Below are 13,368 nucleotides of genomic sequence, written 5' to 3'. Positions count from 1 at the left end.
TTCTTCATTACCCTATGAAAAATCACTCCATTTGATGGCTTTTTAAACCAAATTTTTAGATCGAACTCACGTTTAAAGTTTGTTAATAGTGGATTCCTACCTTTGGTTTATCCTGAGCGTAATCGAAAGACTAATGACAAAATAACCAAAACACAATGCTTTCTGATTGTCATTCCAGCCCTTCAACAAGTTCGGGATAAACTAAAGGCTTGGATCCATGATATAAATAAAGAAGTATTTTGCTTTTACAAATGTTTAATCCCCAAAAAGATATGGCTTAACGTAATGACATTGCACGAGCCTGTCGAAGCACTAAGGATAAAAACAGGATTATTTTTAATCGGGCAAAAGATTTGTTACCCTTTTTTAGTTACTTTGTTAGTATTTATATATCTCTTATGAAACCTATATCCTCATTTTTTAATGCTTTTTGTTTAGCCGTTATTTTTTTTATTACCTCCTTGCATATTACCAACGCACAAACAGCAAAAGATACGCTATTAGCATACCAGCACTATCAAAAAGCAGATTCTTTATTACAAGCAAGAAAAATGGATAGTTCTATTGTTTATTTTAAAAGAGCTATACCTATTTATGAGAAAGCAAAGGCTTGGGAACGTTTGGCTGCTTGCTATAACGGGGTGTCGGATAATCAGCTAAGGATTTATAAGCTAGAACAAGCTTTGATAAATGCTAAAACAGCTCTTAGTATTTGTCAAAAATTCTTTTCAGAATATCATTTTCAGGTTGCATATGCTTACGATAATATGGCAAAGTTTTATTTAAGATCTTCAAATATGCATAGAGCTTTAGAGTTGTATACTAAAGCTCTAGAAATTCGAAAGCAAATATTGCCAGAAATTCACTTTGAAAGAGCTAAATCATACAGTAATTTGGCACTAATTTATACTCACCTCTCAGAATACAAAAAAGCGATATATTATAATCGAAAAGCTTTAGAAATAATGATAGAAGTGCTTGGTCCTGATGACCCAAAAAATGGTGTTATTTATAATAATCTTGGAGTTATTTATGAAAGATTTGGACGATTTGATGAATCTATTAGATATTATGAAAAGAAGATAGAAATAATATCTAAGGTTTATGGAGAAGAGCATTTATTAGTAGCTCAAACTTTTGTTAATATAGGAGGTGTTTTACAGAAAATAAGGCAAGATAACCTAGCCATAGAATATTATAAAAAAGCTTTAAAATTTTATAATAAAAATAAAATTAATACTCCAGATTTAGCTGTGATTTATAACAATATAGGTGTAGTATTGATGGATAATGGAGAACATGATAAAGCTTTAGAGTACTACAAAAAGGCTCTTAAAATTGATATTGAAATTTTAGGGAAAGATCATGCAAAAATTAGTTCTAGATATTTAAATATAGGGAGTATATACAGCGCTAAAAATGAAAGTAATAAAGCATTGATCTATTACAACAAAGCTTTGCATTTAATAAAACCAGACAGTAAAAAAAAATTAGAAACACAATCTGAGCTTTATTTTAATATAGGATATATCTATAAAGAGCAAAAACAATATGATTTAGCATTAGAATATTATCAAAAATCTTCAAATATTTTGATCAAATTATTTGGAGATAATTACTATGAAGTTGCGGAGAGGTATTCCATAATGTCCGACACGTATTTTATAAAAAGTAATGATGAAAAAGCTTTATTTTATTTAGAAAAGGCATTAAGGATATTAAAAAATAAAAATTTATTAAGAAAGCCTATCCTTACTAATACATTAAACCGTGTAGCGGAGATCTATTATACACAAAAAGAATATAGTAATGCAATTAAATATTACAATGAGGCATTAAAGTCAAATACTAAAAACACTATTCATCTTAATAAAATAAAAAGGTTTAATATTGATAATTACTATGATTCCTGGATATTGATATCCACTTTAAAAGGTAAAGCTAAGTCTTTCTCTTCCTTATATAAAATAAATAAAAATAAGAGTTTAATTGATTCATGTTTTGCCTTATATAGAACAACAGATTCATTATTATTTAAAATGAATCAAACCTATCAAAACTATAAAGATAAACTTGCTTTAGCTGAGGAAGCAAAGAATATATATGAAGAGTCCATAATTCTTCAACTTATCGAGAATAAAAATTATAAGAACAAAAAAGCATTAAATAAAGCTTTTTATTATAGTGAAAGAAGTAAATCAAATATTCTGCAAGAGTTGTTAAATGATGTAGAAGCTAGGAATCAAAGTCTGGTATCAAAAGATTTTCATTATTTTTATAATAGTCTTAGAGCTAACAAATCTTTTTATCAGTCTCAAATATTAAATGAGAGATCCAATACCAATCAAGACACTTCTAAAATACGAGAATACGAAAACAAGCTGTTTGACATTAACAGGAAGCAAGATTCTGTAACCAAAACTTTAGAAAAAACCTATCCTAAATACTATCAGCTTAAATATCAAAACAATATTGTAAGTGTTAAGCAGATCCAGAAACAACTAGAGAACAACACTACTTTGTTAGAGTTTTTTACAGCAGACAGTACTACGTATGCGTTTACCATATCCAAAAATGATATCGCAGTACACGAGCTGGCTACCCCACAACTTACCGATAAAGTAGAGGCATTTCGTACTAGTATTATCTCTAAAGATGTAGCAACGTATAAAAAACAGGCACACCTGTTATATACTACTCTTATTGCGCCTGTTGCTAATAAATTAGTAGGAGATAATCTTATCATTATCCCCGATGCCTCTTTATGGCATCTCAACTTTGATCTGCTACTAACAAAAAAGGATGATTCTAATAACCCCGCGCTTTTATCGTATATGTTGCGGGAGTATGCAATCACTTATGCCAATTCTGCAAATCTGTTGTTTCAGGATTTTAAAAACGAAACAGAAACGAAAACAACCCCAGAGTGCCTTGCCTTTTCTTTTTCAGACAGTACACAAATAACAGATTCGCAAACTATGCGTCTGGCAGCTCTTAGAAATACAGGAGCAGATCTGCCGGGAACCCGTAAAGAGATCAAAGCAATATCTAATATTATCGATGGGGAGTATTATTTTGGATCCAATGCCATAGAAGCCAATTTTAAAAAAAATGCCGACAGATATGCGATCATACACCTTGCATTACATGGCGAGGTAGATAACGAACATCCTGAAAACTCAAAACTATTTTTTACCAAAACCAAAGATACCCTGGAGGATAATAACCTGTATAGCCATGAGTTGTTTGCTTTGGACATACCGGCAGAACTAGCCGTACTTAGTGCATGTAATACAGGAACAGGAAAAATCGCTAAAGGTGAGGGGATAATGAGTTTGGGCACTGCTTTTCAATATGCGGGCACCAAAAGTTTGGTATTAACCGGTTGGGAGGTATCAGATAAAACCACCCCAGAGATCATGCAATATTTTTATACCAACCTTAAAGAAGGAATGAATAAAGGAAAAGCATTACAACAAGCCAAATTGCAATACCTTACCACCGCAGATATAAACCGTACCGATCCTTTTTATTGGGGAGGATTTTATCTGGTAGGAAACCCGGATCCCATGCATTTTGTAGATAATACGTTTATATATTGTATCTTTGGATTGGGCATTTTAAGTATTCTTGTTTTTGTTGGATGGCAGTACAGGAAACGATTAAAAAACAGATAATTATAATAATTCAAGATAAATACCTACTTTTGTACCAGTTCTTTGTAAACAAACCATACTCCATAGTTTTTGAATTTATGTTTAATTTTAAAACTATATATGATGAATTGGAAAATTCAAAAGCTATTGAATGGCGAGACTATCGTCTCTAAAGAACCTGGTAATTCGACGTTACCTATCTTGAAATCAAAACAACCTGTACTTTTAGAACCCGTACATTGGGAAGATTGTGAAGCAGGAGATATTGTTTTTTGTAAAGTAAGAGGAAACTGTTTTACGCATTTGGTAAAAGGAAAAAATGCAAAACGAGGACTCCTTATAGGTAACAACCATGGTCGCCTTAATGGCTGGACCAAAAATGTATACGGCAAAGTAATAGAAATATTACCCGTATCCTAAAAGTAGCGCGAGGAGCGCTTTTTTTGTTTCTGCCAATCCCGTTTTATCTATATTGTGGAGTTTATTTCCTTAAGACTTGCCTTGAAAACCAGAGTTCTATATAAGAAAATTTACGTCGGTAAAACTCAGCAGAACTATCGAAAACCAGCATTTCAGACTAATCGAGACTTGGGTTAACACCAGACCTTTAAGCATTCAAAAACATAATATTTTTAGTTCTTTTACCCCATACCGATAAGGGGGTACCCCCTTGCAGGTATGGGGTCGAGCCCACCCAGAGGTGGTTCGAGCCGATAATTTATCGCTTCGAAGGGTCATACAGACCCCCTTTAGCCCATAAACAGACCCTTATAAGTGATAATTTTTGGGCTAAAAGGCTTGCCAGGAGGGGTAAAAGTGATATGTTTTGGGGTCAGGACCCACCCAGAGGTGGTTCGAACTACCTCTGGGTGGGCTGAAAGTACCTCGATGGCTCTTCGAAGTACCTTGGTAACGATTATAACCTTGGCTTTGAGGTAAGGAATTGAAGTAAAAAGTGATTTTTCATAGAGAGATCCCGATAAATCGGGCTTAATCAACACCTTTAAAAGCAAGGTCTGCAAAATAAGCTTTTACAGGGGATTAAATCGTACTGTTTGTAGAGGTGTAACGCAAAAATCGAGACGTATATCTGTATCGTTTACATCATGGATTTCGGTTTCAGCTTCAAAAAAAGAGAGTCCTATTTTAAGAGTTTCAGAACCACATTTTGCTAAAAACTTATCATAAAACCCTTTGCCATATCCTACTCGGTTTCCTCTGGTATCAAAAGCCAGTAACGGAACAAAAACCACTTCTATTTTATCTTCATGGATTTCGATTCCATCTACCGGTTCCGGGATTCCCCATGCATTTTTTTTCAATACGGTTGTATCCAAAAGTAAAAAGTGAGTTAATGTATTATCTTCAAAATTACTTTTGGATACAATTACGTTCTTATCCTTTCCTTGAAGGATATTTAATATATATTCTGTATTAATTTCTTTTTGCTGATCTATTGGCAAAAAAATATGATAGAATGATTTTTCCCAAATTGGCAGTTTTAATAATTGATTAGCAATATCAACACTTAAATCCTCAATTTGCTTATCGCTTAAACCCGATCTTAGAGTTTTATATTTGGCTCGTAATTGTTTTTTATTCATGAATCAATTCTTTGGTGATATGAAAAATTGCATCTCCTTGATACACAATTGGAGCTTCATTTACATTGATCACATATCCATCGTTAGTAGATTTAACCACATGTCTAAGTTTACCATACGGATCTGTGATTGTTGCCAGAATCTCTCCTTTTACCACATGTTTGCTTATAGGTATCTTTATATGTAGCAACCCGCTATATTTTGCACGTACCCAAAAACTATTTTTAATTATTATACTATCTGTGGATCTTACAGGTACTTCAAATTTAATATCCAGCATTTCCAGATGATGCAATATACGCATGGTGCCTTGTACTCCTTCAATAGCAATTTCCTTACTGCTATTTTGGGATTTTCCGCCTTCAAACAATAATATATCTTTTCCTTTTTTGCTACAGGTAGAGCGATAGGATCCATCCATATTTTTGGATAACAGAATAAAGGGGGCGTTAAATTTTTTTGCCATCTCTACCAATCTTTCATTTTTGGGATCTACTCTAATATGTGGTGCATTAAATCTGCTGGCACCTCCTGTATGAAAATCCAGACAAAAATCCGCTACCGGCAAAATTTCGTTAACAAACTGATATGCAAAACGACTTGCTAAGGATCCTTTTTTGGTTCCGGGAAAAACCCTGTTTAGATCTCTTCCGTCCGGAAAAAAACGATCCATGTTCAAAAACCCAAAAACATTAAGTACCGGGATACATATAATGCTCCCTTTTACGGGTTTGTTGATTTTTTTTGCAATAATTTGCCGTACCACTTCTACTCCGTTGATCTCATCCCCATGAATCCCGGCAGTAATAAGGACTATAGGCCCGGGGGTTTTGGATCTTTCAATAATAATTGGTATTTCTACCTTGGTAGAAGTGTACAACTTTGCAATATTAAAATTTATTGTTGTACTGGTTCCTGGCAGTACCTCTTTGCCCAGAATGTTAAGTATGTTTTCTTCTTTTTTCTTTGCCATATAGCTTATACACTTCTTTCTATATAACGAATAATAGTTTTTGCGATATCTTTTCCTGTAGCACTTTGAATGCCTTCTAATCCGGGAGACGAATTTACTTCCAGAATCAGGGGGCCTCTGGTACTTTGCAACATATCCACTCCTGCAACCCCTAATTTTAAAGCCTTAACAGCCTTTATTGCTGCGTTCTCTTCTTCGTCTGTTAAAGTAATAATAGATGCGCTGCCTCCTCGGTGAAGGTTAGATCTAAACTCTCCTTCTTTACCTTGTCTTTTCATTGCCCCTACTACCTGCCCGTCAACCACCAGCGCCCTGATGTCTGCTCCTTTGGCCTCTTTTATAAATTCCTGAACGATTACTCTTGCTTGTAAACCGTTAAAAGCTTCCAATACAGACTCTGCTGCCGTTTTTGTTTCTGCCAGTACTACTCCTAATCCTTGAGTGCCTTCCAGAAGTTTAATAATTAACGGAGCCCCTCCTACATGAGAAATAACTTCGGATACATCTTTGGAATAATTGGTGAATACTGTTTTTGGTAATCCTAAACCTGCTTTGGATAATATTTGTAAACTTCTTAATTTATCCCGGGATTGTACCAATGCTTGTGATTGTACAGTGGTAAATACATTCATCATTTCAAATTGCCTTACTACGGCAGTTCCATAAAAAGTAATAGAAGAACCTATTCTTGGGATCACAGCATCTACATGGTCTAATTTTTTGCCCCGATAATAAATTTCGGGTTTTTTCTTTTCTATTACAATATCACAACTAAGAGGATCTATTACCTGTACATTATGTCGCCGTTTTACTGCTGCCTGAACAAGCGCATTAGTAGAAAACAAATTCGCACTTCGCGACAATATTTTTATATTCATGGTGGTTTTTGGTTATAAGACGAATTTTACAGTTGTGAATCCACTAAAAATTTTCTGCTTAAAAATTTACGATACCGCTATATTAGAACGTAAATTCTCCTATAAAGAGATATAGGGTTTTTATAAAAACAAGTAATTTTTCTTTTAATAGTATCTGGTATTCTTAATTTTTTAGCACAGTCTTTTATAGTTGTATTATCATGATTAATAAACAACCTTGGAGCAAGCTCACAAGGTATGTTTTTCAAAATATATTTTGTTTTCGAGGCAAGCCCCGCAGGATTAAACTCTACAGTATAGATTAAATATAAATATTTTACTATTTATAACTTATATATACAACATCAAAAAAGGTAAAATAACAATTGGTTAACTTTTCTTATATTAAATTTATAAATAATCAAAGATCTGTGTTGCTTTTTTTGGAATCCATTCTTTTTTAAAAAGTACAAACCGACTTTAATAAACAAGCCGGTTATTTTGTTTTTTACAAAAAATCTATTCCTAAGTAAAGGCCACTAAAGTAGTAAAAATCAATTAGCAATATAAGAGATCTGTCCTTTTTAATAAAAAACAGTATTCTAATACAGATTTAACAAAAATTTAAAGCCACCATATTTACCTTTCAATTAAGGTAAACCCTTAACTTTACAATTGTAATATGCAAGAAGCAACTTTGGACATACAAATTAAAACATTGCCCACCAGTCCTGGTGTATATCAATATTATGATAAAGAAGACAAGTTGCTTTATGTAGGAAAAGCAAAAAATTTAAAAAAAAGGGTAACTTCTTATTTCACAAAAAGTCACGATAGTTACAGAATAAATGTTCTTGTAAAAAAAATTAAAAATATACGTCATATCGTTGTTGAAACAGAGACGGATGCTTTGCTTCTGGAAAACAATTTAATCAAAAAACATCAACCACGTTTTAATGTAATGCTCAAGGATGATAAAACCTACCCATGGATTTGCATTAAAAAAGAACGCTTTTCAAGAGTATTCCTTACCCGAAACCTTATCAAAGATGGGTCTGAGTATTTTGGACCATACACCTCTGTAAGAACAGTGCATATTCTTTTGGACCTTATTAAAGGGTTATATCCCCTTAGAACATGCTCTTATGATTTATCTCAGGAAAAAATAGACAACGATAAATATAAGGTGTGTCTGGAATACCATTTGGGAAATTGTAAAGGACCTTGCGAAGGTTTACAAGATGAAAAAGAGTATGCCTTAAACCTTGAAGCTATTCGACAAATTGTAAAAGGCAACTTTAAGGATTCCCTTAATCGTTTTAGAGATCAAATGACTGCCCACGCTGAAAAAATGGAGTTTGAAGATGCGCAACGAATTAAAGAAAAGATCCAAATACTTGAAAAATACCAGGCAAAATCAACTGTAGTAAACCCTAAAATAAGTAATGTAGATGTTTTTTCAATTATATCCGACGAGTCTTATGGGTATATAAATTTTCTTCAACTATCGTATGGTTCTATTATTAGATCGCACACTACAGAAATCAAAAAAAAACTGGAAGAAACAGACAAAGAGCTTTTAGAATTGGCTATCGTTGAACTTCGACAACGTTTTGATTGTACCTCCAAAGAAATATATGTGCCCTTTAAAGTAGCCGTTGGTGAAAACCTAAAAGTTACTGTTCCACAATTAGGGGATAAAAAAAAGATATTGGATCTGTCTGTACGAAACGCCAAATATTACAGGCAAGAACGCTTTAAACAAATCAAAATTATAGACCCTGACCGGCATACAAACCGATTAATGGCACAAATGAAAAAAGATTTAAGGTTGCCCCAAGAACCCAGACATATAGAGTGTTTTGATAATTCTAACATACAAGGAACCAACCCTGTTGCTGCATGTGTCGTTTTTAAAAACGGTAAGCCAAGCAAAAAAGAATACAGAAAATTTAATATCAAGACTGTAGATGGCCCTAATGATTTTGCATCGATGGAAGAGGTAGTGTATCGCCGTTACAAACGTTTAACAGAAGAAGAACAACCGCTGCCACAACTGGTAATTGTAGATGGAGGAAAAGGACAACTGTCTTCTGGATTAAAGGCTCTCGAATCATTGGGATTAAGAGGAAAAATAACCATCATAGGTATTGCAAAACGATTAGAAGAAATTTATTATCCGGGGGATTCTGTACCGTTATATCTGGATAAAAAATCAGAATCCTTAAAAGTTATACAACATTTGCGTAATGAGGCACATAGATTTGGAATAACTTTTCACAGACAAAAAAGAAGCAAATCTGCAATAGACACAGAACTGGATGAAATTCCCGGAGTAGGAGAAAAAACAGCGATAGAATTGTTAAAACATTTTAGATCTGTAAAAAGGATAAGCGAAGCTTCTAAACAAGAATTAATCGAAGTAATCGGCAGTTCCAGAGCAACCAAAGTATATAATTATTATCTTTCTAAAAAAGAATAAACGTGGTTATTCACAATATTTCAAGATTATTTTTAAGCTTTATAGTATATATAGCATTACTTGCTACCAATATAACTTGGTCACAACAAAAAGAAATTCCAGATAAAAACCATGACGATCCTGCAAAAGATATAAAAGTAGGTTTGGTGTTAAGTGGCGGTGGAGCAAAAGGACTTGCGCATATTGGCGTTCTAAAAATAATAGAAAAAGCCGGGATACGTATTGATTATATCGGAGGCACAAGTATGGGAGCAATAGTGGGAGCCCTTTATGCATCCGGATATAATGCCACAGAATTAGATTCGATATTCAAAGCTGTCGATTTTAGCGCTTTTATACAAGATGAATTGCCAAGAGCAGCAAAAACTTTTTACGAACGGGAAGATTCAGAAAAATATGCCGTTACCCTGCCTTTTGACAATTTTAAAATTGATTTGCCCAAAGGATTGTCCAAAGGTCAAAATTTTTACAACCAATTTTCAAGATTTACAGCTCATGTAAATCATATTCAAGACTTTGGAGAATTACCGATCCCTTTTTTTTGTATGTCCACGAATATTGAAACCGGAAAACAAGTCCTTTTAGACAAAGGGTATTTGCCAGAAGCAGTTGCTGCAAGTGGTGCGCTGCCTTCGGTTTTTAATCCTGTAGAACTTAACGGTGTTTTGATGACCGATGGAGGGGTAACCAATAACTACCCAATAAAAGAAATTAGAGAAAAAGGAGCCGAAATAGTAATAGGAGTTGATGTACAGGATAGTTTAATGTCCAAAGAACAGTTAAACTCTGTAACTAATATTATGTTACAGATTAGTAATTTCAAGACCTATGAAGCGATGAGAGCCAAAGTTTCTGAAACAGATCTGTATATCAAACCTTCAATAGTAGATTTTTCGGTAATATCCTTTGACCAAATTGATCAAATTATTACTAATGGAGAAAAAGCTGCGTTTGCAAAATATGAAAGTTTAAAAAAAATTGCAAAACAGCAAAAATCACTTCCAAAAAAAATTACCTTTCCTAAAAGATCAAAAAATATACTTGTAAGCAATTTGGTTATTTTGGGAAATGAAAGATATACAAGAGCTTATATTAAAGGAAAACTAAAGCTTAAAACACCAAGTATTACAACATACGAAAAATTAAATGAAGGGATCAATAACTTATCTGCCACAGGAAATTTTGATCGTGTAAATCATAGATTGGAAGACACAAAAGATGGTAAGGAGCTAACCATTAATGTAAAAGAAAGTGAAAATAAAATGTTGTTGCGATTTGCACTTCATTATGACGATCTATACCAAACAGCAGCTTTAGTAAATGTAACCAGAAAAAGTTTGTTTTTGGATAATGACGTACTATCTGTCGATGCTGCTCTGGGAGATAACATACGATATAATCTGGATTATTATGTAGACAAAGGTTTTTATTGGAGTACCGGATTAAAAGTTAGTTATAGTAATTTTAACAAAGCAATTGACTTCGATTTTATAGGTCGTTTTAGAGAAATTCCTGACTTAAATATAAACACTATAGATATAGAATACGGTAATTTTAATGCCCAAGCGTATGCAGAAACACTGTTGAAGCAAACTTTTTCTGTTGGTTTAGGGGGAGAATACAAGCACCTTAGAATCATTTCTGAAACATTTGGAAAAGACGAAAATCAAGTGCCAAGAACCGTATTTGACGATAGTGATTATTGGAGCGTCTTTGGGTATATTAAATTAGATACCTACGATAACAAATATTTTCCTAAACAAGGGTTTTTATTCGAAGGAGATATACACACATATCTTTTTTCAAGCGATTTTACAAAAGATTTTAACGAGTTTTCTATTGCAAAGGCAGAATTTGGCTATGCAGCACCATTATTCGAAAATATTGCCATGAATATAACCTTAGAGGCAGGCACAAAAATTGGTAACGCTTCTCTAAACTCTTTGGATTTCCTTTTAGGGGGGTTTGGAGCAAAAACAATCAATAATTTTATTCCTTTTTATGGATATGATTTTTTGGCTATTACAGGACAAAGCTTTGCAAAAACTTTGGTAACGTTAGACTATGAAGTACTTAGAAATAACCACATAAATTTATCTGCTAATTTTGCCAATGTGGGCAACAAATTATTTAGTACAGGAAAATGGTTTGAAAGCCCGGAGTTTTCTGGATATGCTCTTGGTTATGGATTGGATACCTTTGCCGGACCAATACAAGTTAAATACTCCTTTTCTCCAGAACTGGATGAAAGCAATTGGTTTTTTAGTATAGGGTTTTGGTTTTAAAAAAAATATACCCTTAAAAGAAAAAAAATATTTACGATATTTGTAATGTTATGAACTTGTTTTGGCAGGATTTGCTATTATTACTATGCTACCTTATTAAGCGAAACCCCGAATAAGGTAAAACTGATATCTGATTATCTTATAAAAAATAGTTATACCATAAACTTGTAACAACATGCCTTTTTATCACTCTCTGGGAAAAATACCCCCCAAGCGCCATACTATCTTTAAAAAGCCCGATGGCAATTTGTATTATGAACAACTGTTTGGTACCATTGGTTTTGATGGGATGTCTACAAACCTGTATCACTGCCATAGACCAACACAAGTAAAAAAAATCGAAGGCAGTTATAGTATAGCTCCGGGATTAGCAATCAAAAACAATATTAAATCCTATCGCTTTCATGGCTTTAAAGTACCCCCCGAAAAAGACTATTTGCAAAGTCGAAAAAATGTATTAACCAATAGCGATGTAAGTATTATTTTATCTGCCCCTCAAGAATCAACCACCACTTACTTTTATAAAAATACCGATGCAGATGAGTTAATTTTTGTACATCGAGGAAGCGGAAAATTTCGAAGCCATCTGGGAAACCTAGATTTTAAATATGGAGACTACATCCTTATTCCAAGAGGGACCATTTATAAACTTGACTTTGATACAACAGATAATAGATTGTTTATCGTAGAATCAAGAAGACCAATTTATACCCCAAAAAGATATCGTAATTGGTTTGGGCAACTATTAGAACATTCCCCATTTTGCGAACGGGATCTTAGAGCTCCATACGAATTAGAAACCAATGACGAAAAAGGAGATTTTTTAATAAAAGTAAAAAAGCAGGATGAAATTTTTGATATGATCTACGCCACACACCCTTTTGATGTAGTAGGTTATGACGGGTTTAATTTTCCTTATGCGCTCTCTGTACATGATTTTGAACCCATTACAGGAAGAATACACCAGCCGCCTCCTGTTCATCAAACTTTTGAAACCGATGCGTTTGTTGTATGCTCCTTTGTGCCCAGATTATACGATTACCACCCCAATAGCATTCCTGCACCATATAATCATAGTAATATTGATAGTGACGAAGTATTGTATTATGTAGACGGCGATTTTATGAGCAGAAACGATATTGATGCAGGGCATATTTCCCTGCATCCAGCTGGTATCCCGCACGGGCCACACCCGGGAGCAGTAGAACGAAGCATTGGTAAAACCAAAACAGATGAATTAGCAGTTATGGTAGATACTTTTAAACCACTTATGATTACCGATGAAGCTATGAAAATAGCAGATGAAGATTATCATAAATCCTGGCTGGAATGACAAATATAAAATATTTCAATAAAAATAGTTATTATGTTAAATTATAGAAAAGATATTACTGCACACTTAAGGGCGATGTGGTAATTATATTTGATATAACAAACCATAACAAAAATCATATCTCATTTTTTAATCAACAACCTTAGGGAATCCACAAGGTATGTTTTCAAAAACATAT

At 33.6% G+C, this 13,368-nt stretch carries 8 protein-coding genes; 5 read left to right on the top strand and 3 right to left on the bottom strand.

Features of this window, described 5'->3' with window-relative positions; genetic code table 11:
• Nucleotides 1-398 precede the first annotated feature (398 nt).
• Nucleotides 399-3,677 carry a CHAT domain-containing protein gene (locus tag ACZIYX_RS01835; RefSeq protein ID WP_462680484.1) on the top strand — a complete coding sequence of 1,093 codons (3,279 nt, stop codon included), beginning with the start codon at nt 399-401 and terminating at the stop codon, nt 3,675-3,677.
• A 102-nt stretch (nt 3,678-3,779) separates the two neighbouring features.
• A complete protein-coding gene (locus ACZIYX_RS01830) occupies nt 3,780-4,076 on the top strand; it encodes a hypothetical protein (protein ID WP_462680483.1) in 297 nt (98 codons plus the stop codon).
• Nucleotides 4,077-4,687: 611 nt separating this feature from the next.
• Here the strand turns inward: ACZIYX_RS01830 and ACZIYX_RS01825 are convergent.
• The 3 genes from ACZIYX_RS01825 to rimK are packed head-to-tail and all read right to left on the bottom strand — an operon-like array spanning nt 4,688 to nt 7,111.
• The gene (locus ACZIYX_RS01825) at nt 4,688-5,260 is read right to left on the bottom strand and encodes a 5-formyltetrahydrofolate cyclo-ligase (RefSeq protein WP_462680482.1); all 573 of its coding nucleotides are present in this window, start codon (nt 5,258-5,260) and stop codon (nt 4,688-4,690) included.
• Nucleotides 5,253-6,233: a succinylglutamate desuccinylase/aspartoacylase family protein gene (locus ACZIYX_RS01820; RefSeq protein WP_462680481.1), complete on the bottom strand. Its 981-nt coding sequence runs from the start codon at nt 6,231-6,233 to the stop codon at nt 5,253-5,255. The genes ACZIYX_RS01825 and ACZIYX_RS01820 overlap by 8 nt, the downstream gene beginning before the upstream one ends.
• A 5-nt stretch (nt 6,234-6,238) precedes the next feature.
• Complete coding sequence (gene rimK / locus ACZIYX_RS01815) at nt 6,239-7,111, bottom strand: 30S ribosomal protein S6--L-glutamate ligase (RefSeq protein ID WP_462680480.1); 873 nt, start codon at nt 7,109-7,111, stop codon at nt 6,239-6,241.
• Nucleotides 7,112-7,772: 661 nt separating this feature from the next.
• Here rimK and uvrC point away from each other — a divergent pair.
• From uvrC to ACZIYX_RS01800, 3 genes are all read left to right on the top strand, one after another.
• A complete protein-coding gene (gene uvrC / locus ACZIYX_RS01810) occupies nt 7,773-9,572 on the top strand; it encodes an excinuclease ABC subunit UvrC (RefSeq protein WP_462680479.1) in 1,800 nt (599 codons plus the stop codon).
• Nucleotides 9,573-9,574: 2 nt separating this feature from the next.
• Nucleotides 9,575-11,857 carry a patatin-like phospholipase family protein gene (locus ACZIYX_RS01805; RefSeq protein WP_462680478.1) on the top strand — a complete coding sequence of 761 codons (2,283 nt, stop codon included), beginning with the start codon at nt 9,575-9,577 and terminating at the stop codon, nt 11,855-11,857.
• A gap of 175 nt (nt 11,858-12,032) precedes the next feature.
• Nucleotides 12,033-13,190 carry a homogentisate 1,2-dioxygenase gene (locus ACZIYX_RS01800; RefSeq protein ID WP_462680477.1) on the top strand — a complete coding sequence of 386 codons (1,158 nt, stop codon included), beginning with the start codon at nt 12,033-12,035 and terminating at the stop codon, nt 13,188-13,190.
• Nucleotides 13,191-13,368: the final 178 nt, after the last annotated feature.

The sequence above is a fragment of the Aquimarina sp. genome (genome assembly GCF_977115655.1).
This window is presented reverse-complemented; position numbering and strand designations above follow the sequence as displayed.